The sequence below is a fragment of the Streptomyces sp. ISL-36 genome (assembly GCF_018614205.1).
Classification (GTDB): domain Bacteria; phylum Actinomycetota; class Actinomycetes; order Streptomycetales; family Streptomycetaceae; genus Streptomyces.
On sequence record NZ_JAGGOS010000042.1, the window covers coordinates 79,568 to 102,802 of the forward strand.

17 protein-coding genes and 1 riboswitch are annotated in these 23,235 nt (G+C 71.6%); of the genes, 5 read left to right on the forward strand and 12 right to left on the reverse strand.

The features are described 5' to 3' along the window. Nucleotides 1–36 precede the first annotated feature (36 nt). Entirely contained in the window at nucleotides 37–3,234 is a 3,198-nt protein-coding gene (locus tag J7E93_RS10825; RefSeq protein ID WP_215067826.1) for a bifunctional GNAT family N-acetyltransferase/acetate--CoA ligase family protein, read from the reverse strand. Between the two features lie 188 nt (nucleotides 3,235–3,422). Here J7E93_RS10825 and J7E93_RS10830 point away from each other — a divergent pair, with 188 nt between their 5' ends. Continuing rightward, a complete protein-coding gene (locus tag J7E93_RS10830; protein WP_215067828.1) occupies nucleotides 3,423–3,704 on the forward strand; it encodes an HPr family phosphocarrier protein in 282 nt (93 codons plus the stop codon). 182 nt (nucleotides 3,705–3,886) lie between these two features. Here the strand turns inward: J7E93_RS10830 and J7E93_RS10835 are convergent, their stop codons facing one another. The 4 genes from J7E93_RS10835 to J7E93_RS10850 form a co-directional block, all read right to left on the reverse strand. Beyond that, entirely contained in the window at nucleotides 3,887–4,570 is a 684-nt protein-coding gene (locus J7E93_RS10835) for a GntR family transcriptional regulator (protein ID WP_215067830.1), read from the reverse strand. A gap of 225 nt (nucleotides 4,571–4,795) precedes the next feature. After that, a complete protein-coding gene (locus J7E93_RS10840; protein WP_215067832.1) occupies nucleotides 4,796–5,578 on the reverse strand; it encodes a M23 family metallopeptidase in 783 nt (260 codons plus the stop codon). Between the two features lie 12 nt (nucleotides 5,579–5,590). After that, nucleotides 5,591–5,757, reverse strand: a riboswitch (cyclic di-AMP (ydaO/yuaA leader). Nucleotides 5,758–5,959: 202 nt separating this feature from the next. Continuing rightward, nucleotides 5,960–7,327 carry a pitrilysin family protein gene (locus J7E93_RS10845; RefSeq protein WP_251066376.1) on the reverse strand — a complete coding sequence of 456 codons (1,368 nt, stop codon included), beginning with the start codon at nucleotides 7,325–7,327 and terminating at the stop codon, nucleotides 5,960–5,962. A gap of 26 nt (nucleotides 7,328–7,353) precedes the next feature. Continuing rightward, nucleotides 7,354–8,700 (reverse strand): pitrilysin family protein, encoded by a 1,347-nt coding sequence (locus J7E93_RS10850; protein ID WP_215067836.1) that lies wholly within the window; start codon nucleotides 8,698–8,700, stop codon nucleotides 7,354–7,356. A gap of 235 nt (nucleotides 8,701–8,935) precedes the next feature. On the opposite strand from J7E93_RS10850, the gene J7E93_RS10855 reads away from it, so the two are divergent. Further along, nucleotides 8,936–11,392 (forward strand): DNA topoisomerase (ATP-hydrolyzing) subunit A, encoded by a 2,457-nt coding sequence (locus J7E93_RS10855; RefSeq protein ID WP_215067838.1) that lies wholly within the window; start codon nucleotides 8,936–8,938, stop codon nucleotides 11,390–11,392. On the opposite strand, the gene J7E93_RS10860 is transcribed toward J7E93_RS10855, so the two are convergent. After that, nucleotides 11,389–12,480, reverse strand: a complete 1,092-nt coding sequence (locus tag J7E93_RS10860) for a GTP-binding protein (RefSeq protein WP_215067840.1) — start codon at nucleotides 12,478–12,480, stop codon at nucleotides 11,389–11,391. The two genes, J7E93_RS10855 and J7E93_RS10860, sit on opposite strands and share 4 nt — an antisense overlap. Nucleotides 12,481–12,689: 209 nt before the next feature. Here J7E93_RS10860 and J7E93_RS10865 point away from each other — a divergent pair, with 209 nt between their 5' ends. Further along, nucleotides 12,690–14,468, forward strand: a complete 1,779-nt coding sequence (locus J7E93_RS10865; protein ID WP_215067842.1) for a sensor histidine kinase — start codon at nucleotides 12,690–12,692, stop codon at nucleotides 14,466–14,468. Next, nucleotides 14,465–15,154 (forward strand): response regulator, encoded by a 690-nt coding sequence (locus tag J7E93_RS10870; RefSeq protein WP_215067844.1) that lies wholly within the window; start codon nucleotides 14,465–14,467, stop codon nucleotides 15,152–15,154. Before J7E93_RS10865 ends, J7E93_RS10870 begins: the two co-directional genes overlap by 4 nt. A gap of 47 nt (nucleotides 15,155–15,201) precedes the next feature. Here J7E93_RS10870 and J7E93_RS10875 read toward each other — a convergent pair whose 3' ends face one another. From J7E93_RS10875 to J7E93_RS10895, 5 genes are all read right to left on the reverse strand, one after another. Then, complete coding sequence (locus tag J7E93_RS10875) at nucleotides 15,202–16,800, reverse strand: cation acetate symporter (protein ID WP_215067846.1); 1,599 nt, start codon at nucleotides 16,798–16,800, stop codon at nucleotides 15,202–15,204. After that, nucleotides 16,797–17,291, reverse strand: coding sequence for a DUF485 domain-containing protein (locus tag J7E93_RS10880; protein ID WP_308368301.1), 495 nt, complete (start codon nucleotides 17,289–17,291; stop codon nucleotides 16,797–16,799). The genes J7E93_RS10875 and J7E93_RS10880 overlap by 4 nt, the downstream gene beginning before the upstream one ends. A 98-nt stretch (nucleotides 17,292–17,389) precedes the next feature. Beyond that, nucleotides 17,390–18,214, reverse strand: coding sequence for a response regulator transcription factor (locus J7E93_RS10885; RefSeq protein WP_215067850.1), 825 nt, complete (start codon nucleotides 18,212–18,214; stop codon nucleotides 17,390–17,392). Next, nucleotides 18,211–19,383 (reverse strand): histidine kinase, encoded by a 1,173-nt coding sequence (locus J7E93_RS10890; RefSeq protein WP_308368303.1) that lies wholly within the window; start codon nucleotides 19,381–19,383, stop codon nucleotides 18,211–18,213. The genes J7E93_RS10885 and J7E93_RS10890 overlap by 4 nt, the downstream gene beginning before the upstream one ends. Before the next feature lie 101 nt (nucleotides 19,384–19,484). Next, nucleotides 19,485–21,602 (reverse strand): type IIA DNA topoisomerase subunit B, encoded by a 2,118-nt coding sequence (locus J7E93_RS10895; RefSeq protein WP_215067852.1) that lies wholly within the window; start codon nucleotides 21,600–21,602, stop codon nucleotides 19,485–19,487. A gap of 431 nt (nucleotides 21,603–22,033) precedes the next feature. On the opposite strand from J7E93_RS10895, the gene J7E93_RS10900 reads away from it, so the two are divergent. Then, entirely contained in the window at nucleotides 22,034–22,264 is a 231-nt protein-coding gene (locus J7E93_RS10900; protein ID WP_137992866.1) for a hypothetical protein, read from the forward strand. Between the two features lie 132 nt (nucleotides 22,265–22,396). Here the strand turns inward: J7E93_RS10900 and J7E93_RS10905 are convergent, their stop codons facing one another. After that, nucleotides 22,397–23,230, reverse strand: a complete 834-nt coding sequence (locus J7E93_RS10905; RefSeq protein ID WP_215067854.1) for a serine protease — start codon at nucleotides 23,228–23,230, stop codon at nucleotides 22,397–22,399. Nucleotides 23,231–23,235 lie beyond the last annotated feature (5 nt).

Below are 23,235 nucleotides of genomic sequence, written 5' to 3' on the forward strand. Positions count from 1 at the left end.
TCCGGGCCGCTTCCGCGGGGGGGGCGGCGCCCCGCTTCAGTAGCTCGGGAGGCTGCGCGGGCCGAGGTCCGTGCGCGGTGGTGGCGGGGCGAGACGCACGGTGGCGCCGAGGACGGAGAGCCCGTGCTGGGCGACGACGACGGGCTCCAGGGCGATGGCGACGACTTCCGGGTGGTCGTCGACGAGGCGGGAGACCCTGAGCAGCAGTTCCTCCAGGGCCGGGGTGTCGACGGGAGCCGAGCCGCGCCAGCCGAAGAGGAGGGGGGCGGTGCGGATCGAGCGTACGAGCTCGGCGGCGTCCCGGTCGGTGGCGGGGACCAGTCGGTGGGACATGTCGCCGAGGAGTTCGGAGGCGGCTCCGGCGAGGCCGAAGGAGAGCACGGCGCCGACGGCCGGGTCGATGGCCGAGCGGACGACGGTGTCGACCCCGCGCGGCACCATGGCCTGGACGACCGGCTGGAGCTCCTCGGGCTTGCCGAGGGTGTCGGTCAGTTCGGCGTAGGCGGTACGGAGTTGTTCCTCGGTGGCCAGGTCGAGCCGGACGCCGCCGAGGTCGGGGCGGTGGCGCAGGTGGGGCGCGGTCGTCTTCAGCGCGACGGGATAGCCGAGGCGGGCCGCGGCCGCGACGGCGATGTCGGGGGACGGTGCGGGGAGGGTGGGTAGCACGGCGATTCCGTACCGGGCGAGCAGTTCGCCGGCCGCGTCGGCGCCGAGGGTCACGCCCCGGGCGTCCACGTCGTCCGCCAGCAGCCGCTCGATCTGGGCGGCGGCCCCGCTCTCGTCGATGTCCTCGTACTCCGGCACCCGGCCCGGCTCTTCCGCCTGGCGCCGCCACTGCCCGTACCGCACGGCCTCGGCGAGCGCCCGTACGGCTCGCTCGGCGGCGGGATAGGCCGGAATGTTGCCACTGCCGCCGGCGCCGGTCCCGTTTTCGGGGTCGGTCATGGCGGAGCCGGCGTTCCGGGCCGGGGCCGAGCCGTCCGACGGCCGGCCCCCGGCGGCCCCCGGCGCGGACGGGGCCGAGGGCGGAGTCGGGGTCGGGGCCGCGGCCGGGGCCGGGGCCGGAGTCAGGGTCGGAGTCGCGGCCGGGTCCGGAGTCGGGGTCGGAGTCGCGGCCCGGGGCGGGGGCGGAGTCGGGGTCGGAGTCGCGGCCCGGGAAGCGAGTGCGTCCGCGCGCCCGTCAGCCTTCCCGTGTCCGACGGCAGCGGAGTCCTGTGCCGGGGAGGCGGGGGCGGAAGCCGAGGAGGCGGGAGCGGAGGTCCGCGAAGACGCCTCGGCGCCTGCGTCTGCGCCCCCTGCCCGCGCTCCCGTCACCGGTCCGGAGGCCGGAGCCGCGCCGCCGGTTCCTGCCGTCGGTCTGGTGCTCGTCGCCGCGGAGAGCGCCTCCGCCAGGCCGCCCATCTCGACGTGGACCACGACCACCGGCTTCGCCGGGGCCGGGGCGGAGGCGACGGCTTCGCGGAGGACGGCCGCGAGGACCTGGCCGTCGCCGGATTCGACCGCGCCGTTCTCCCCCACCCAGGGGATCGCCGTCACGACGACCGCGTCGCAGGTCTCGTCCACGAGCGCCGCCGCCAGCGCGTCGCGGAAGTCCGCCGGGCTCGCCCCCGTCGTCAGGTCGAGCGGGCGGAGCGGCCGCAGGCCCTCCGTCAGGCAAGCGTCGTACGTCAGCAGCCCCAGCGACTCGGAGTTGCCGAGGATCGCGACCCTCGGACCGGCCGGCAGCGGCTGGCCGGCGAGGAGCAGGCCAGCGTCGACCAGTTCGGTGACCGTGTCGACGCGGATGACTCCGGCCTGCCGGAGCAGCGCGGAGACCGTGGCGTGCGGGATGCGGGTGACCGGCACCCGGTGTCCGGGCGGCGCGCTGCCGCTGTGCCGCGCGCCCTTGACGACCACGACCGGCTTGACCGCCGCCGTGCGCCGGGCCAGCCGGGTGAACTTGCGGGGGTTGCCGATCGACTCCAGGTACAGCAGGACGACGTCCGTCTCCGGGTCGTCGTACCAGTGCTGCAGCAGGTCGTTGCCGGAGACGTCCGCCCGGTTGCCGGCCGAGAGGAAGGAGGAGAGACCGGCTCCCCTGCGGTGCAGGCCGGCGAGGAGGGCGATGCCGATCGCTCCGGACTGGGTGAAGAGCCCGATCCGTCCGGCCGCCGGCATCTGCGGGGCGAGCGAGGCGTTCAGCCGGACGCCCGCCGAGGTGTTGATGATCCCGAACGCGTTGGGGCCGATGATCCGCATCCCGTACGAACGGGCCTGCCGCACCAGTTCGCGCTGGCGTTCCCGCCCCTCGGCCCCGCTCTCCGCATAGCCCGCGGAGAGGACGACGAGGCCCCGCACCCCGTGCTCGCCGCAGTCGGCGACCGCCTCCGGCACCCGTTCGGCAGGCACGGCCACGACGGCCAGGTCCACCGGTTCGCCGATGTCCCTCACCGAGCGGAAGGCCGGCACCCCGTCGAGCGCGGTCGTCCCCTCTTCCAGGGCGCGGTTCACCGCGTACGTACGCCCGGTGTATCCGGCCTCCAGGAGATTGCGCAGGACCGTCCGGCCGACCCCGCCGGGGGTCCGTCCGGCTCCGATCACGGCGACCGAGCCGGGGGCGAGGAGGCGCTGCACGGAGCGGGCCTCGGCCCGCTGCTCCCGCGCGCGCTGGACGGCCAGCGAGCGGTCGGTGGGCTCCAGGTCGAGGTGGAGCCGTACGGAACCGTCCTCGAAGCTCCGCTTCTGGGTGTAGCCGGCGTCCGTGAAGACCTTGATCATCTTCGTGTTGGCGGGCAGCACCTCGGCCGCGAACCGTCTGATGTCCCGCTCCCGCGCCACCGCCGCGATGTGTTCGAGGAGGGCGGAGGCCACCCCCCGCCCCTGGTGGGCGTCCTGGACCAGGAAGGCGACCTCGGCCTCGTCGGCGGGCGCCGAGGCGGGCAGACCTTGGGCGTTGATGCGGTCGTAGCGTACGGTGGCGATGAACTCCCCGCCGATGGTCGCCGCGAGTCCCACCCTGTCCACAAAGTCGTGATGGGTGAAGCGGTGCACGTCCTTGGCGGAGAGGCGCGGGTACGGCGCGAAGAAGCGGTAGTACTTCGACTCGTCCGAGACCTGCTCGTAGAAGCTGACCAGTCGGTCGGCGTCATCAACGGTGATGGGCCTGATGCGCGCGGTGCCGCCGTCACGGAGGACCACATCGGCTTCCCAGTGGTCGGGGTATGCGTGTTCCGGCTGTTCCGACGCGCTCTGCATGGGGCAAGCCTACGGCCGGGGTACGACAGTGACACCGGTCGCGCGCGTGGCGTGCGCGCCACGCGCGCCACGGGCAGGGTAGGAAGGCCGGACGGCCGTCCCGCCGGGGCCGAAGGTCGGTTACGAGCACGTCGTCAACCCGTGAGAGACTGGTCTAGACAACCCGCTAAGACTTGAAGGGCAACACCATGGCTGAGCGCCGCGTCAACGTCGGTTGGGCCGAGGGCCTGCACGCCCGCCCCGCCTCCATCTTCGTCCGTGCGGCCACGGCTTCCGGCGTCCCCGTGACGATCGCGAAGGCCGATGGCAACCCGGTGAACGCCGCGTCGATGCTCGCGGTGCTCGGCCTGGGTGCGCAGGGCGGCGAGGAGATCGTGCTCGCTTCGGACGCGGAGGGTGCCGAGGCCGCCCTGGACCGTCTGGCGAAGCTGGTTGCCGAGGGGCTCGACGAGCTTCCCGAGACCGTCTGACGTCGGGCCCTAACGACGCACGACGAACGACGCACGACAACGACGAACGACGAAGAAGCCGCATCTGCCGGAATTCCGGCGGGTGCGGCTTCTTCGCTTTCCAGGAAAAGCCCAGGCCTCGTTTTTCGGGCAGCACGAATTCCGTCCGGCGAATTCGCTTCTCTTTGTATACGGCCCTGCCGTTAATTCCGGACGCCGGCGGTGTTTACGACATGTTGCGAAGCCCTCACACGTCCCCGCTCCGGCCGCTTCAGCCGATGGAGCACCAGGGAGCGCTCGGCGTGCAGCGCGGTGAGCGCACGCGCCCTTTCGGCGTCACCGCGCGCCACGGCGTCCACGATCGCCCCGTGCTCCGCCCAGGTCTCGACGGGCTGGGCGGCGGGCTCGACCGCGTACATCCAGGCGATCTTGTGCCGTAGCTGGGTGAGCAGCGCGGTGAGCGCGGGACTGCCGGAGGCCTGCGCCAGCGTCTCGTGGAACCAGCCGCCCAACGAGCGCAGATCCTCGCCCTGGCCGCGCCTGGCCCGCTCCTGCCCCAGCCTGACCAGGCCACGCAGTACCTTGAGATGGGCCTCGGTACGGCGCTGGGCCGCGCGGGCGGCCCCGAGCGGCTCCAGGAGCGCCCGTACGTCCAGCAGGTCCGCGGCCTCCTGCTCGGTGGGCTCGGCGACCTGGGCGCCCGCATGGCGGCGGGTGATCACGAAGCCCTCGGACTCCAGGGTGCGCAGCGCCTCACGGACCGGGACGCGGGAGACTCCGTACCGGCGCGCCAGCTGCTCCTCCGTCAGCCGGCTGCCGCGCTCGAAGACGCCGGAGACGATGTCGTCCCGGATCGCCGTGCATACCGAGTGCGCGGGAATGCGCATGTTCGACCTCCGCCTTGATCCGCGCGAAACCCATCCGATTGACGTCTGTTCGTCTTGACGTCTGCTCGTCTTGACGTCTGTTCGTCGACTCTCGGTGACTCTATTGCAGTAGGGCGGAATTTCCGATGGGTACCGGCGATCCATGGATATCTTTTGGCAGGCAAGGACGGCAAAAAGCCCCGGCTCTGTACGAGCCGGGGCTTTTCTGACGTGCGCGGGAATGGATCAGACGTTCACACCGCGGGCGCGCAGGTAGGCGACCGGGTTGATGTCGGAGCCGTACTCGGCGGTGGTGCGGGCCTCGAAGTGGAGGTGCGGGCCGGTCGAGTTGCCGGTGGAGCCGGAGATGCCTATCTGCTCGCCCGGCGTGACGGACTGGCCGACCGAGACGGTGATGGCCGACAGGTGCCCGTACTGCGTGTAGGTGCCGTCGTTCATCCGGATGACGATGTTGTTGCCGTACGCGCCGCCCCAGCCGGCCTCGACGACCGTGCCGGAGCCGACCGAGACGACCGTGGTGCCGTAGGCGGCGTGGAAGTCGACGCCCGAGTGGCTGCCGGAGGACCAGAGCGAGCCGCCGGTCTTGTAGCCGGTGCTGACGTACGAACCGGCCACGGGAAGCTGGAAGGAGTTCAGGCGCTTGCGCTCGGCCTCGCGGGCGGCGCGCTCCTTGGCCTCGCGGATCTCCTGGGCGCGGGCCTCGGCCTTGCGCTTCGCCTCGGCCTTCCGCTTGGCCTCGGCCTTCGCCCGGGCCTCGGCCTCGGCGGCCTCGCGCTCCTGCGCGGCGGCCTGGGCGTCGATCGTGTCGGCGAGGAAGTCGGCGGCGACCACCTGGGTCAGACCGGTGTCCTCGAGGGACCGGGTGTCCGGGTCGGCGGCGAGCGCCGGGGAGGCGAGGGTTCCGATGACGCCGGTGGTGGCGAGGGTCGCGACGCCGGCGATGCCCGCGCCACGGCGCGACAGACGGCTCGGACCACGATGCTTCCCGGTGGCACGGGTGAACGCCATGAAGTGGCTGATCCTTTCCTTCCTTCTCGCCTACCGGGTTAGCTGACGGGTTCGGAGCAGGAAGGTCTCCTACGGGCCCCTCCGCACGGGTGCGAAGGCGTCCGATTCACCCCAGGGACTTCGTGTGGGTCCCCGGCTCCCCAGGCTCGCGCCTGACGGGGACTCGGCGATGACTGTCCGATGCCGCGGATGCGGCGGGTGCAACTGGCGAACAGCCGGACCGACGCTAAGCCGACCGTCTTTCAATCACCAAACAGACACGACTATTTGTAAGACATGCCACAGGGCAGACAGGCACCCTCTCCCGCAATCCGGACAAAGACGAAGGACCCCGACGTACCCTGACGTCGAGGTCCTCCGGTGAGGTGCTGGTTGCTTCGATCAGCCGGTGACAACCGTGACTTCACCGATGCCGAGGGCGCGCACCGGCTCCTCGATCTGCGCCGCGTCACCGACGAGCACGGTGACCAGACGGTCCACGGGGAAGGCGTTGACGACGGCCGCCGTCGCCTCCACCGTGCCGGTCTCGGCCAGGCGCGCGTACAACTGCGCCTGGAAATCGTCCGGAAGGTGCTGCTCGACCTGGTCGGCGAGCGTCCCGGCGACGGAGGCGGCGGTCTCGTACTTCAACGGGGCCACGCCCACCAGGTTCTGCACGGCCACGTCGCGCTCGGCGTCCGTCAGACCCTCCGCCGCGAGCGTGCGCAGGACCTTCCACAGGTCCTCCAGCGCCGGCCCGGTGTTGGGGGTGTCGACGGAGCCGCTGATGGCGAGCATCGAGGCGCCGTTTCCCCGGCCGTCGGAGCGGAGCACCTGGCCGAAGGCCCGCACACCGTAGGTGTAGCCCTTCTCCTCGCGCAGGACGCGGTCCAGGCGGGAGGTGAGGGTGCCGCCGAGGCAGTACGTGCCGAGGACCTGGGCGGGCCAGACGCGGTCGTGCCGGTCGGCGCCGACGCGGCCGATCAGCAGCTGCGTCTGGACGGCGCCCGGACGGTCCACGATGACGACCCGGCCGGTGTCGTCGGCCGTGATCGGGGGAACGGGGCGCGGCTCCGCCGTGTCCCCCGTCCAGGCCCCGAGGGTCTCGGCGAGGATCTTGTCCAGGTCCACGTCGGTCAGGTCGCCGACGATCACGGCGGTGGCCGTGGCGGGACGGACGTACCCCTCGAAGAAGGCGCGGACGGCCGCGGCGTCGATCGCGGCGACGGTCTCCTCGGTGCCCTGACGGGGCCGGGACATGCGCGAGTCGGCCGGGAAGAGCTCCTTGGAGAGCTGCTTGGCCGCCCGGCGGGCCGGGTTCGCCGTCTCGTGCGGGATCTCGTCGAGCCGGTTGCGCACCAGGCGCTCGATCTCGGTGTCCAGGAAGGCCGGGGCGATCAGAGCCTCGGCGAGCAGCCCGAGCGCCTTGGGCAGCCGGGAGACCGGGACCTCGAGGGAGACGCGCACGCCCGGGTGGTCGGCGTGCGCGTCGAGCGTGGCGCCGCAGCGCTCCAGCTCCGCGGCGAACTCCTCGGCGGTGTGCTTGTCCGTTCCCTCGGAGAGGGCGCGGGCCATGATCGTGGCGACGCCGTCCAGGCCGGCGGGCTCGGCGTCCAGCGGGGCGTCGAGGAGGATCTCGACGGCCACCACCTGCTGGCCGGGGCGGTGGCAGCGCAGCACGGTCAGGCCGTTGTCCAGCGCGCCGCGGTCCGGGGCCGGGAAGGCCCAGGGGCGGGCGGCGCCCGGCTTCGGCTGCGGGTGGAAGTCCATGCTCGTCAAAGACGCGGCAGCGTCGCTCACTGGTCCGCTCCCTCTTCCTCGTCGCTGTCGCTCTGTTCGGTGGTGACCGGCTCGTAGACCAGCACCGCGCGGTTGTCCGGGCGCAGCCGGGCCTTGGCGACCGCCTGCACCTCATCGGCGGTGACGTCCAGGACGCGGTTCACCGCGGTGAGGGCGAGCTGCGGGTCGCCGAACAGGACCGCGTAGCGGCACAGTTCGTCGGCGCGTCCGGCGACCGTGCCGAGCCGGTCGAGCCACTCGCGCTCCAGCTGGGCCTGGGCGCGCTCCATCTCCTCGGGCGTCGGGCCCTCGGCGGCGAAGCGGGCCAGTTCCTCGTCGACGGCGGCCTCGATCTCGGGGACCTCGACGCCGCCGGACGTCTTGACGTCGAGCCAGCCCAGTGAGGGCGCGCCGGCGAGCCGCAGCAGGCCGAAGCCGGCGGCCACGGCGGTGCGGTCGCGGCGGACCAGCCGGTTGTGGAGCCGGGAGGACTCGCCGCCACCGAGGACGGTCAGGGCCAGGTCGGCGGCGTCGCACTCGCGCGTGCCGTCGTGCGGGAGGCGGTAGGCGGCCATCAGCGCGCGGGCCGGGACCTCCTCGACGATCTCCTCGCGCAGCTGCTCGCCGATGACCTCGGGCAGCGTGCCGTCGCGCGGCGGCAGCTTGCCGTCGTGGGACGGGATGGAGCCGAAGTACTTCTCGATCCAGGCGAGGGTCTGCGCCGGGTCGATGTCGCCGACGACGGACAGCACCGCGTTGTTCGGGGCGTAGTACGTGCGGAAGAAGCTCCGCGCGTCCTCCAGGGTCGCCGCGTCCAGGTCGGCCATGGAACCGATCGGCGTGTGGTGGTACGGGTGGCCCTCCGGGTAGGCGAGGGCCGTGAGCTTCTCGAAGGCCGTGCCGTAGGGCACGTTGTCGTACCGCTGGCGGCGCTCGTTCTTGACGACGTCCCGCTGGTTCTCCATGGACTCGTCGTCCAGGGCGGCCAGCAGCGAGCCCATGCGGTCCGCCTCCAGCCAGAGCGCGAGCTCCAGCTGGTGGGTCGGCATGGTCTCGAAGTAGTTGGTGCGCTCGAAGCTCGTCGTGCCGTTGAGCGAACCGCCGGCACCCTGGACCAGCTCGAAGTGACCGTTGCCGTGGACCTGCTTCGACCCCTGGAACATCAGGTGCTCGAAGAGGTGGGCGAGACCGGTGCGGCCCTCCACCTCGTGGCGCGAGCCGACGTCGTACCAGAGGCAGACCGCGGCGACCGGGGTCAGGTGGTCCTCGGAGAGCACCACGCGCAGGCCGTTGGCCAGCCGGTGCTCGGTCGCTGTCAGGCCGCCGGAGCCGGCCTCGGCCGTGGCCGTGTGACCCATGGGCATGTACGTCCCTTCGATCGCGATATGGAAAAGTCCTGCCACTGTATGCAAGCGCACTGACACCTGGCGAAGTTCCCGCAGGTTCGAAGCGTCCCTCTTCCGGGTCGCGCGGGCGTCGCGTACGGCGGAGGAGGCCTCGGGACGGGGCCATACCTGGGTCGCGGTCGGCGTTGTCGGTGGGACGGTCCACAATGGTCCGCGTCAGATCAACCTTGTTGGTGAAGGAGCCGCAGCCGCGATGGCCCGCCGCAGCACGAAGACACCGCCGCCGGACGACGCGTTCGAGGAGCGAATCCTCGACATCGACGTCGTCGACGAGATGCAGGGCTCCTTCCTCGAGTACGCGTACTCGGTGATCTACTCCCGCGCGCTGCCGGACGCCCGCGACGGCATGAAGCCGGTGCAGCGCCGCATCGTCTACCAGATGAACGAGATGGGCCTCCGGCCCGACCGCGGCTATGTGAAGTGCGCCCGTGTCGTGGGCGAGGTCATGGGAAAGCTGCACCCGCACGGCGACGCGTCGATCTACGACGCGATGGTGCGCATGGCGCAGCCCTTCTCCATGCGGCTGCCCCTCGTCGACGGCCACGGCAACTTCGGTTCGCTGGGCAACGACGACCCGCCGGCCGCCATGCGGTACACCGAGTCCCGGATGGCCGCCGCGGCGCTGATGATGACGGAGTCGATCGACGAGGACACCGTCGACTTCTCGCCGAACTACGACGGCCAGGAGCGGGAGCCGGTCGCGCTCCCCGCCGCGTACCCGAACCTGCTGGTCAACGGCGCGTCCGGGATCGCGGTCGGCATGGCGACCAACATGCCGCCGCACAACCTGGGCGAGGTGATCGCGGCCGCCCGGCATCTGATCCGACACCCGAACGCCGATCTCGAGGCGCTGATGCGCTTCGTACCCGGTCCCGACCTGCCGACCGGCGGCCGGATCGTCGGCCTGTCCGGGATCAAGGACGCGTACGAGTCGGGCCGCGGCACGTTCAAGATCCGCGCCACCGCGACGGTGGAGAGCGTGACGGCGCGCCGCAAGGGCATCGTCGTCACCGAACTCCCCTTCACGGTCGGTCCGGAGAAGGTCATCTCCAAGATCAAGGATCTGGTCGGCTCCAAGAAGCTGCAGGGCATCGCGGACGTCAAGGACCTCACCGACCGCAACCACGGGCTGCGCCTGGTCATCGAGGTCAAGAACGGCTTCGTGCCGGAGGCGGTCCTGGAGCAGCTCTACAAACTGACGCCGATGGAGGAGTCCTTCGGCATCAACAACGTGGCGCTGGTCGACGGCCAGCCGCTCACGCTGGGCCTCAAGGAGCTGCTCGAGGTCTACCTCGACCACCGCTTCACCGTGGTGCGCCGCCGCTCCGAGTTCCGCCGCGGCAAGAAGCGCGACCGTCTGCATCTGGTCGAGGGCCTGCTCGTCGCCCTGCTCGACATCGACGAGGTCATCCGTCTCATCCGCTCCAGCGAGAACTCGGCGCAGGCGAAGGAGCGCCTGATCGAGCACTTCTCGCTGAGCGAGGTCCAGACGCAGTACATCCTGGACACGCCGCTGCGCCGGCTCACGAAGTTCGACCGGATCGAGCTGGAGAGCGAGCGCGACCGGCTCAACGGCGAGATCGACGAGTTGACCGGGATCCTGGAGTCCGACGCGGAGCTGCGCAAGCTGGTCTCGGCCGAACTGGCCGCCGTGGCGAAGAAGTTCGGCACCGACCGGCGTACGGTCCTGCTGGAATCGGCGGGCGCGCCGGTCGCGGCCACGTCCCTGGAGGTCGCGGACGACCCGTGCCGGGTCCTGCTCTCCTCGACGGGTCTGCTGGCCCGTACGGCGACGGCGGAGATCCCGGCCGCCGAGGACGGCAGGCGTGTCAAGCACGACGTGATCGTCTCGGCGGTCCCGGCGACCCAGCGCGGTGACGTCGGTGTGGTGACCTCGACCGGCCGCCTGCTGAGGCTCGCCGTGATCGACCTGCCCCAGCTGCCGGACACCGCCGCTGCGCCGAACCTGGCGGGAGGGGCGCCGCTCGCGGAGTTCCTCACCCTGGCCGACGACGAGACGGTCGTCTGCCTGACCACGCTCGACGAGTCCTCGCCGGGTCTGGCGCTCGGCACCCTGCAGGGCGTGGTGAAGCGCGTGGTGCCGGACTATCCGGCGAACAAGGAGGAGCTGGAGGTCATCACCCTCAAGGAGGGCGACCGGATCATCGGCGGGACCGAGCTGCGGACGGGCGAGGAGGACCTGGTCTTCATCACCTCCGACGCCCAGCTGCTGCGCTACCAGGCCTCGCAGGTACGACCCCAGGGACGCCCGGCGGGCGGCATGGCGGGGATCAAGCTGACCGCCGGCGCCGAGGTGATCTCGTTCACGGCCGTGGACCCGGCGGCGGACGCGATGGTGTTCACCGTCGCGGGCTCCACGGGCACCCTGGACGACGGTGCCGGTACGTCGGCGAAGCTGACGCCGTTCGACCAGTACCCCCGCAAGGGGCGCGCGACGGGCGGCGTGCGCTGCCAGCGGTTCCTGAAGGGCGAGGACGTGCTGGTCCTGGCCTGGGCGGGCGCGACGCCGGCCCGGGCGGCACAGAAGAACGGCGCCCCGGTGGAGCTTCCGGAGATCGACCCGCGCCGCGACGGCTCGGGCACGCCTCTCGCCAAGCCGGTCGCGGTCCTGGCGGGCCCGGCGAGTTAGCGCTCCCCGGAGGGTGCCACCGGCTCCACCAGCTCGCCCGGATCTTCGTCCGGCTGCTGTACGTACCGCAGGACGCCCCACATGCTGTGTTCATCGGGGGCGTCCTGCGGGCCGGCCGACTCGCAGCCGGCGAGTTCCTTGCGGAGGGCGTCGGCGTCGATGCCGGAGCCGATCAGGACGAGCTGGGTCAGCCGGTCCTCGCCGGCCGGCCAGGGCTCGGGGTAGAAGCGCAGGAAGCGGCCGACGGCGTGGACCGCGTACCGGTTGCCGGGGTCGGCCTCGCCGAAGTCGATGAAGCCCTTGATGCGGTAGAGGCCCTGCGGCCGGGAGTCCAGGAACTCCATCAGGCGCCTGGGGTGCAGCGCGGTCCGGGTGGAGACCGAGAGACTCTCGTAGGAGGCGTGCGGGTGGCCCGTCTCGTCGGCGCCGCCGTCGGGGTCTCCGTACAGCAGGTCCTCGATGGACATCTGCCCCTCGATCTCGCCCTCGGGCACGACCTTGTCGAAGAGCACTTCGGGGTCGATGCGCCCGTGCGCGGCGCGGATCACGGCGGCGCGTCCGGCGATCGCCGCGACCGCCTCGTGGACGGCTTCCAGTTCCCGTTCCCCCACCCGGTCCGCCTTGTTGACGACGACCAGGTCGGCGAGGGAGAGATGGCGGTCGGTCTCGGGGTGCCGCTCGCGTGTGGCGGGGAACTCGGCGGCGTCGACGACCTGCACCAGCCCGCCGTACACGATCCGCTCGTTCTCGCTGGCGAGCACCATCCGCACCAGCTCCTGGGGCTCCGCGAGGCCGCTCGCCTCGATGACGATCACGTCGAGACGGGCCGAGGGCCGGGTGAGCACCTCCAGGTACTCGTCCAGCTCGCTCGCGTCGACCGCGCAGCACAGACATCCGTTGCCGAGCGAGACGGTCGACCCGACCTGTCCCGCGACGGTCATGGCGTCGATCCCGATGTCCCCGAAGTCGTTGACCATGACCCCGATCCGGGTGCCTCTGGCGCTGCGGAGCAGATGGTTGAGCAGCGTCGTCTTGCCCGACCCCAGGAACCCGGAGAGGACGACGACGGGGATCTGCTGGGTGGTCAAGGCAAGCCCTCCGATGACTCGGCACACGTCAAAGCCCCCAGAATAGGCATCCCCCGTTCCCCTCGCGGGCGCCCACCGCCGCGTGACGCCCCGGCCCGCGACGCCCCGGCCGGCGTTCGGCACCGGAAAACCCCGCGCCCCGCCCCGCGGGCGCCGCCGGCCCGGCCCCGCATTTCCGGTCGCGCTCCCCCGCCCCGTACCGTTCCTGCATGAGCCCCGCACCGACCGTCCCCGCGCCGCCCTCCGCGCGCCGTCGGCGGTTCGGCTGGCCGCAGCGGGTGTTCTCCCAGGTCCTCCTCATGCAGCTGGCCATCGCCACCGGCGTCACCGTGCTGGCCACCGGCCTCTTCCTGGCACCGCTCAGCGCTCAGCTCGACGACCAGGCCATGCGCCGTGCCCTCGCCATCGCCGACACCGCCGCCTCACCTCAGGTCGCCGCCGCGCTGCGGACCTCGTCTCCCTCCGCACGGGGCGCCGTACAGGCGGAGGCCGAGCGGATCCGGCGGAGCACCGGCGCCGAGTACGTCGTCGTCATGGACACCCGCGGCGTGCGCTGGTCGCACACCGATCCCGCGCAGATCGGCAAGGTCGTCTCCACGGACCCCAGCGAGGCCCTCGCCGGCCACGAGGTGATGGAGATCGACAGCGGCACCCTCGGCCGCTCCGCGCGCGGCAAGACGCCGTTGCGGGACACCGACGGAGCGATCGTCGGCGCGGTGTCGGTCGGCATCGAGTACGACAGCGTCCAGGACCGTCTGCTCGGGGCGATCCCGGGGCTCCTCGCCTACGCGGGCGGCGCCCTGGCCGCCGGTGCGCTCGCCGCCTATCTGATCTCCCGACGGCTCCAGCGGCAGACTCACGACCTTGCCTTCTCCGACATCTCCGCGCTGCTCGCCGAGCGCGAGGCCATGCTCCACGGCATCCGCGAGGGCGTCGTCGCCCTCGACCGGGCCGGTCGCGTACGGCTGCTGAACGACGAGGCCCAGCGCCTTCTGGGGATCGGTCCGGAGGCCACCGGACGCCACCTGGAGGACGCGCTCGGGTCGGGTCGTACGGCCGATGTGCTGGCCGGCCGGGTCACCGGCGAGGACCTGGTCACCGTCCGCGGCCACCGGGTCCTCATCGCCAACCGGATGCCGACGGACGACGGCGGCGCCGTCGCCACGCTGCGCGACCGGACCGAGCTGGAGCGGCTCGGCCGCGAGCTGGACTCCACCCGCGGTCTGATCGACGCCCTGCGGGCGCAGGACCACGAGCACGCCAACCGTCTGCACACCCTCCTCGGTCTGCTGGAGCTGGAGATGCACGACGAGGCGGTCGAGTTCGTGACCGAGGTGGTCGGTGTCCACCGGGCCACCGCCGAGCAGGTCACCGAGAAGATCCACGACCCCCTCCTGGCCGCGTTGCTCGTCGGCAAGGCCACGGTCGCCGCTGAGCGCGGCGTCTCGCTGCGGATCGCGCCCGACTCGCTGCTCCCCGACCGTCTCGTCGATCCGCGGGAGCTGGTCACCGTCGTCGGCAACCTGGTCGACAACGCCCTGGACGCCGCCGCCGGCACCGCCGAACCGCGGGTGGAGATCGCCCTGCGGGCCGAGGGCCGCACCGCCGTCCTGCGGGTCACCGACAGCGGCCCGGGCGTCCCCGAGGACCGCCGCGAACTGATCTTCACCGAGGGCTGGACCACCAAGGCGCTCCCCTCCCACGGCAAGCGCGGCCTCGGCCTCGCCCTCGTGCGCAGGCTCGCCGAGCGCCGGGGCGGCAGCGCACGGATCGGCGCGGGCGTGGACGGAGGAGCCGAGTTCACCATCGTCCTCCCGGAGGCGCTGACCGAGCCGGAGCCCACGCCGGAGGAGACCGAGCCGGAGCCGGCGTCGGCGGAGACCGCGCCGGAGGAGACCATCGCGGAGCAGGCCCCCGCGGGGGAGCCCACGCAGACGCCCGCTGAGGCCCCGGAGACAGCCCCGGAGTCGGTCGGGGAGGCGCGATGATCGACGTGCTGGTCGTGGACGACGACGTACGGGTCGCGCAGATCAACGCGGCCTACGTCACCAAGGTGCCCGGCTTCCGGGTCGTCGCCACCGCGCATTCGACCGGTGAGGCGCTCGCCCGCCTCGCCGAGGTCCCGGTCGACCTGATCCTGCTCGATCACTACCTGCCGGACGAGACCGGCCTCGCGGTCGTACGGGAGCTGCGCCGGATCGGTCACCACACCGACGTGATCATGGTGACGGCGGCGCGCGATGTGGCGACCGTCCAGGCGGCGATGCGGCACGGCGCGCTGCAGTACCTGGTGAAACCGTTCACGTTCGCCGGCCTGCGCACCAAGCTGGAGGCGTACGCGGCGCTCCGCCACACCCTCGATGGCGGCGGCGAGGCGGAGCAGGCCGAGGTGGACCGGATCTTCGGCGCCCTCTCCGCGGGCGCGACGGAGCCCGACCTGCCCAAGGGCCACTCCCCCACCACGGCGGAGCTGGTGCGACAGGTCCTGCTCACCGCCGGCGGGCCCCTGTCCACCCAGGAGATCGCCGAGCGGGCCGGGGTGAGCCGGCAGACCGCCCAGCGCTATCTCAAGCTGCTCGAACGCGCCGGGCGCGTGCGGCTCTCGCTGAAGTACGGCGAGACGGGCCGCCCCGAGCACCGGTACGTCTGGGCCACGTCGACCGCCTCCGGCTGACCCGCTGGTACCTCCGACGCCTCCGGCTGACCCGCTCGTACCTCCGATCAGACGGCGCCCGCGCCGGTGAGGGCCCTGACCTCCGTCTCCGCGTGCCTGGCCTGGTCCGGCGGTTCGGCGGAGGTGACCGTTCCGATCCAGCCGGCCAGGAAGCCCAGCGGGATCGAGACGACCCCCGGGTTCTGGAGCGGGAAGACATGGAAGTCGACGCCCGGGAAGAGCGCGTCGGGGCTGCCGGAGACCACCGGCGAGAGGACCACCAGCAGGACGGCCGGCACGAGCCCTCCGTACACCGCCCACACGGCGCCTCTGGTGGTGAAGTTCCGCCAGAACAGCGAGTACAGCAGCACCGGCAGATTGGCGGAGGCGGCGACCGCGAAGGCGAGTCCGACCAGGAACGCCACGTTGAGGTCGCGGGCGAGCAGGCCGAGCCCGATCGCGGCCGCCCCGATGCCGGCGGCGGCGAGCCGCGCCACGGTCACCTCGCTGTACTGCTTGGCATGGGTGTTGCGGCGGCGCAGCGAGGCGTACAGGTCGTGGGCGACGGAGGCCGAGGAGGCGAGGGTGATGCCGGCGACGACGGCCAGGATGGTCGCGAAGGCGACGGCGGCGACGATGGCGAAGAGCACGGTCCCGCCGGTCGAGCCCGCGCCGCCGCCGAGGTCGAGGGCGAGCAGCGGTACGGCGGTGTTGCCCGCGGTGTTGGAGGCGCGGACGGCGTCGGGGCCGATGATCGCCGCCGCGCCGAAGCCGAGGACGATCGTCATCAGGTAGAAGCTGCCGATGAGGCCGATGGACCAGACGACCGACCGGCGGGCGGCCCGCGCGGTCGGCACGGTGTAGAAGCGGGACAGGATGTGGGGCAGGCCCGCGGTGCCCAGGACGAGCGCGATCCCGAGGCTGATGAAGTCGAGCCGTGCGGTCCAGTCACCGCCGTAGCGCAACCCCGGCGCGAGGAAGTCCCTTCCGTGCCCGCTGCGTTCGGCGGCGGTGGAGAGCAGGTGGTCGAAGTCGCCGTGGAAGCGGACCAGGACGAGCACCGTCAGCGCGATCGTGCCGGCCATGAGGAGCACCGCCTTGACGATCTGGATCCAGGTGGTGGCCCGCATCCCGCCCAACGACACGTAGATCACCATGAGCGCGCCGACGCCGATCACGGTCCAGGAACGCGCGGCCTCGCTGGTGCCGCCGAGGAGCAGGGCGACCAGGCTGCCGGCGCCGACCATCTGGGCCACCAGATAGAGCACCGAGACGGTGACGGAGGAGGTTCCCGCGGCGATCCGGACGGGCCGCTCGGCCATCCGGGCCGCGATGACGTCGGCGAGGGTGAAGCGGCCGCAGTTGCGCACCAGCTCGGCGACCAGGAGCAGGACGACCAGCCAGGCGACCAGGAAGCCGACGGAGTACAGCATCCCGTCGTAGCCGAAGAGCGCGATCAGGCCGGAGATACCGAGGAAGGAGGCGGCGGACATGTAGTCGCCCGCGATGGCGAAACCGTTCTCCATGGGGGAGAACAGGCGGCCGCCGGCGTAGAACTCCTCCGCCGAACCGTGCCGGTTGCGGCTCACCCAGGTCGTGATCCCCAGGGTCACCGCGATGAACACGCTGAACAGCAGCAGCGCCAGGGTCTGGTGGTCGCCGGTCACCGCTGCATCCCTCGCGTCATCTCCTGGGTGTCCCAGCGCAGTTCCAGCGCCGCCCGGTCCCGTCGCAAGCGGGCGTGCCTGGCATAGGCCCAGGTCAGGAGGAAGGTCGAGAGGAACTGTCCGAGTCCGGCGAGCATGGCCACGTTGATCACCCCGACGACCGGCAGGGCCATGAGCCCGGGCGCCGCCGTCGCCGCCACCACATAGGCGAGGTACCAGAGCAGGAAGGCGAGTACGGCGGGGATCACGAACCGCCGGTAGCGGCCGCGTACTTCCTGAAAGGCGGCGCTGCGCTGGACCTCCAGGTAGATGTCGGCCGCGCTGCGGACCCGCTGCTGCCGCGGTACGTCTCCGGGCCCAACCGCGCCGTGCGCGCCCTCGCCGTCCGGTGCCTCCGCGTCGGCGGGCTCGCCCCAGCCGGAAGCCAGTGCGTCGTACCAGGGGTCGTCGATCCGCACCGCGGGGGCGCCCGGCCCTTCGTGCTTCTCCACCGGTGAACTCTCCTTGTCAGCGAACCGTTTCGGCCGCGTGCCCAAGGATGGACAGAGCGGGAAGATCCAGGACTCTTCTCCCTCTCCACTTCACCCCATCAGGTGACGGAACCCCCCGGCGGCCTGACAAGCCCGTGCCGATACGCATACCGGACCGCCTGCACCCGGTCGCGCGCCCCGGTCTTGGCGAAGAGGTTGTTGATGTGGGTCTTGACGGTGGCCGTGGAGATGCCCAGGTGGGTCGCGATCTCCCGGTTGGAGAACCCTTCCGCCACCTGAGCCAGCACCTCCGCCTCGCGCTCGGTCAGACCGTCCGGCATCGGGGCGGACTGCTGCGGTTCCGGCCGCGACGCGCCGGCCCACCCCGCCTCCCGGCCCTCGTGCCGGTCCTCTTGCCGATCCCCGTGCCGGTCCTCGTGCCGATCCCCGTACCGACTCTGCTGCCGGTCCTCGTGCCGGTTCCGCGGCCCGTCCACGAGCTGTTCCAGGAGGCGCAGCTGGACCGAGGGCGCGAGTCCGGCTCGTCCGTCGAGCACGTCATGGACGGCCCGTACGATCTCCTCGCCTCCCGCGTCCTTGGTGAGGTAGCCGCGCGCACCGGCACGCAACGCGGGGAAGAGCGAGTCGTCGTCGGCGTAGGTGGTGAGGACGACGACCTCGGTGCCCGGGTGCTCGGCGCGGATGCGCCGGGTCGCCTCCACTCCGTCGCAGCGGGGCATCCGGAGGTCCATCAGCACCACGTCCGGGGCGAGTTCGGCGGTCAGGGCGACCGCTTCCTCGCCGTCCCGGGCGGATCCGACGACCTCGATGCCGGGAATCAGCCCGAGGACGAGCACGATCCCCTCCCGCACCATGGACTGGTCGTCGGCGACGATCACCCGCGCGATCCGCTCGCCGGCGTTCGGGTTGCCGGTGCCGCTCATGCCGGCACCCTCAACCGCACCGTGAAGCCCTCGCCCTCGGGCCCCGCGTCCAGCGTCCCGCCGAGGAGTTCGGCGCGCTCCCGCATGCCGAGGAGTCCGTAACCGGAACCGGAGGCGGCCAGACCCGCCCTCTCGACGACCCCGGAGGCGCCGGAGTCCCGTATCTCCAGGACGATCTCGCCCACCTCGTAGGCGAGCAGCAGTCGGGTCCTCGCACCGGGCGCGTGCTTGCGTACGTTGGTGAGGGCTTCCTGCGCCACCCTGCGTACCGCCTGCGAGGCCTCGGCGGGCAGGGGCCTGCGGCGGCCGGTCACCTCGACCTCGGCCCGGTCCTCACGCGCGAGTTCCCTCAGGTAGTCCTCGACGGGCACCATGTCCCCGCGGAGGGCGGAGAGCGCGTGGCGGGTCTCCGCCAGTCCCTCGCGAGCCATGGAACGGGCCGCGACCACCCGCTCCAGGATCTGCTCCCGGTCGGCACCGGATTCGATCTGGAGCCGCGCGGCCTCCAGGTGCACCATCTGCGCGGAGAGGCTGTGGGCGAGGACGTCGTGGATGTCGCGGGCGATCCTGGCCCGCTCGGCCAGCGCCGCCGACGCCGCCTCCGCGTCCCGGGCTGCCCGCTCCTGGGCGAGCAGCCGGAAGCCGGCGCTCCGGGCCTCCGCGTCCAGCCGGAGCGAGTATCCGGCGAGCAGCACGGCGGCGGTGGTCACGCCCGCCCCGAGGATGCCGGTGTCGTCGGCCTCGACGAATGCCGCGGCCAGGAGCAGGACGGTGACCAGGGCGACGAGGAGCGGCAGGCGCTCCATCGCCGTGATCGAGACGACGATCCAGAGCAGTGTGGCCGGGACGGGGGCTCCGGTGGCGTTGGCCGCCAGTCCGAGGGCGACGAGGACGGCGAGCAGGCCGAGGGAGCGGGACAGCTGGTTGGCGCACGTCGTCCGGTGGTAGCCGACGACCGCGGCCACGCAGAGGGCGAGGCCGAGCGGGGGCAGGACGCCGTACCAGCCGGGAAAGGCGCCGGAGACGTATGCGCTGATGACGAGCCAGCCGCAGACCCCGGCGAGCAGCAGGCCGTCCAGTACGAGCCGCCCGCGTGGAACACCGACCCTGGTCAGCGCCTCCGGCGCCGGCCACACGAGCCACCTGCCGGTCACCGTGGTTCCGTTCACGTCCGCCCCCCTCCGTTCGCTTCGATGCTACGGAGGGCGGACGCTCGTGTGATCGCCGCAGGGGTGGAGCCGGCGGCTCCACCCCTGGGTGGACGGACGGCTCAGGCGTCGATCCGCGAGCGGTCGAGGGTCGCCGCCGAGCTCGTGATGAACTCCTTGCGGGGAGCCACGTCGTTGCCCATGAGCAGGTCGAAGACCTGCTCGGCGGAGTCCAGGTCGCCGATGTTGATCCGGCGCAGCGTGCGGTGGCGAGGGTCCATCGTCGTCTCCGCCAGCTGGTCGGCGTCCATCTCGCCGAGACCCTTGTAGCGCTGGATGGCGTCCTTGTAGCGGATGCCCTTGCGCTGGTACTCGAGCAGGGTCTGGCGCAGCTCGTTGTCCGAGTACGTGTAGACGTACTTGTCCTGGCCCTTCTTGGGCTGGACGAGCTCGATCCGGTGCAGCGGCGGCACGGCGGCGAAGACCCGCCCGGCCTCGACCATAGGCCGCATGTAGCGCTGGAAGAGGGTCAGCAGGAGGCAGCGGATGTGCGCACCGTCGACGTCGGCGTCGACGAGGAGCACGATCTTGCCGTAGCGGGCCGCGTCGATGTCGAAGGTGCGGCCGGAGCCCGCTCCTATGACCTGGATGATCGCTCCGCACTCGGCGTTCTTGAGCATGTCCGAGACGGAGGACTTCTGGACGTTGAGGATCTTGCCCCGGATCGGCAGCAGTGCCTGGAACTCGCTGTTGCGGGCGAGCTTGGCGGTGCCGAGCGCGGAGTCACCCTCGACGATGAAGAGCTCGCTGCGCTCGACGTCGTCGCTGCGGCAGTCGGCCAGCTTGGCCGGCAGCGAGGAGGACTCGAGCGCGGTCTTCCTGCGCTGTGCCTCCTTGTGCTGGCGGGCCGCGATGCGCGTCCTTGCGGCCGCCACGGCCTTCTCCAGGACGGCCCTGGCCTGCGCCTTTGCGTCCCGCTTGGTGGAGGTCAGGAAGGCCTTCAGCTCCTTCGCGACCACATTGGCGACGATGCGGCGGGCCGCCGAGGTGCCGAGCACCTCCTTGGTCTGCCCCTCGAACTGCGGCTCCGCGAGCCGGACCGTCACCACCGCCGTGAGCCCCTCGAGGGCGTCGTCCTTGACGACGTCGTCCTCGGCGACCCGCAGCATCTTGGCCGAGCGGAGCACCTCGTTCACCGTCTTGGTGATGGCCTGCTCGAAGCCGGAGACGTGGGTGCCGCCCTTGGGGGTGGCGATGATGTTGACGAAGGACTTGACCGTGGTGTCGTAGCCGGTGCCCCAGCGCAGGGCGACATCGACGCCCAGCTCGCGGGTGACCTCGGTGGGCGTCATGTGCCCGCGGTCGTCGAGGACCGGAACGGTCTCCTTGAAGGTGCCCTGGCCGGTGAGCCGCAGCACGTCGCAGACGGCCTTGTCCTGGGCGAGGTAATCGCAGAACTCGCTGATGCCGCCGTCGAAGCGGAAGGTCTCCTCGCTCTTGCCCACTCCGTCCAGGTCACGCTCGTCGCGGACGACGATCGTCAGGCCCGGCACCAGGAACGCGGTCTGGCGGGCGCGCTGGTGCAGATGCTCCAGCGAGAGCTTGGCGTCCTTCAGGAAGATCTGGCGGTCGGCCCAGTAGCGCACCCGGGTGCCGGTGCGGGTCTTGGGGACTCGCTTGCCCTTGAGCAGGCCGTTGGCCGGGTCGAAGGGACTGTCGGGGCCCTGCTCGGTGAAGATGCCGGGGACGCCGCGACGGAAGCTGATCGAGTGCGTGGCGCTGTTGCGGTCGACCTCGACGTCGAGCCGGGCCGACAGCGCGTTCACCACGGAGGCACCCACGCCGTGCAGACCGCCGGAGGCCGCGTACGAGCCACCGCCGAACTTTCCGCCGGCGTGCAGCTTCGTCATGACGACCTCGACGCCCGACAGCCGGGTCTTGGGCTCGACGTCGACCGGGATGCCCCGGCCGTTGTCACGCACCTCGACGGAGCCGTCGTCGTGAAGGATCACGTCGATGTGGTCGCAGTAGCCGCCGAGGGCCTCGTCGACGGAGTTGTCGATGATCTCCCAGAGGCAGTGCATGAGGCCGCGGCTGTCGGTGGACCCGATGTACATGCCAGGGCGCTTGCGGACCGCTTCGAGCCCTTCGAGTACGAGCAGGTGCCGCGCGGTGTAGTTGGAACCGTCACGGTCTGCGGTCAGCAGCGCACTGGACGGCACGGACGTATCGGCGGTCACGCGGTTCGCTCCTCGCTGAATTTGAAAACAGGCCCCGTGGGGTAAGGGCCGGCGTCGGTCACCGGTCAGAGGGTACCGATGCCTGGTAGAGCCGTTGTCACGCCACCCTCCTGATTTCTCATGCTAGTGCAGAGTCGTATGGGTGTTCGATCCCTCGATGGGGTGACGTGAACATCACGTTCCCTTCCTGGCATGAACCATTTAGGCTCCGGGCACGTCCTCAAGAACAACCGGCAACCAGCCGGGAGGACGGCCCGAGACAAGCAATGCGAAATCCGTAGAGCGACGCAATACGGCTCATTCGCCGCCAACCGGCAGCAGACAGCCACCTTGGGAAGAAGTTTCGAGGAAAAGCCACGAGCGGGAACGTTTTCGGCCTGGTTGGATGTTGACCCTGGTACGACAGCTCGTCGAGCTAGAGAAGAGGCGACGTGACTACTGTTCTGACCCCCGCGAGCCCCCTGACGGCCGCTGACCGCTGCGACCGCTGCGGCGCCCAGGCGTACCTGCGCGTCGTCCTGACCAGCGGTGGTGACTTGCTCTTCTGCGCCCACCACGGACGCAAGTTCGAGCCGGAACTCAAGAAGATCGCCGCTGAAATACAGGATGAGACGGACCGGCTCACCGATGTGCCGGCCAAGGCAGTAGACGAGGACCGCTGACGCCTCGCATCCACGACGAGCCAAGGGCCGGTCGCTGACCGGACGACGGGCGGTCATCCCCGCAGTCACAGGGGGATGACCGCCCGTTCTCGCACCCGGGCCCGGAGCCCGGAGGCTTCCCTGCCCCGTGGCTCACCGGCGTAGGGCTCGCAGGGCCGACGGCAGGACCGCCGAAACCCGGGTGTAGACGCCCGGACTCTCTGCCTGTCCGCAGCCGCTGCCCCAGGAGACCAGACCGACGAGCCGCCCATCGGCCACCAGTGGCCCTCCACTGTCCCCCTGGCACGCGTCTTTGCCGCCCTGCGGATCGCCGGCGCACAGCATCGTCCCGGCGCGGTACGCGGCCCCGAAGCCGCCCGGGTAGGCCCGCTCACAGGCGGCGTCGGGCAGAACCTGGACGGGGGCCGACCGCAGCGCCGAGGCATAGGACCCGTTCCCCGTGGTGTCGCCCCATCCGTACACCTTCGCGGCCGTCCCCGGCTCCTCGGCGGCGTCACCCGGGCCGGCGGTTGCGATCACGTACGACCGGGGCAGGGCGCTCGCCAGCGTGAGCACGGCCAGATCGCCCGCGTTGGTCGTCGGGTCGTACTCCGGATTGACCCAGGTGCCGGAGATCCGGACCTCCTGGCCACCCTGCCCCCGCAGGGCGCTCCGGCCCGCGATGACCTTGAGGTCGGGGAGCTCCCAGGGCTCGCCGCCGAGCACGTCGCGCCCGAGGCAATGGGCTGCGGTGAGGACCCGGGTGGGCGCCACCACCACGCCTCCGCAGAACTGACCCGAGCGCGTACCTCCGAATCGGTCACGGCTGGAGAGCGCCACGACCCAGGGCGCGTCCGCGATCTGCGTGGGCTGCCCCCCGACCACGACGCTGTCGGCGGCTGCGGGCACGGCGGCGGCGAACGGCCCCGCCGCCGCCGAGAACAGGCCCAGGGCAGTGGTCACCGCTCGGGCGATGGGGCGGCGCATAGAGC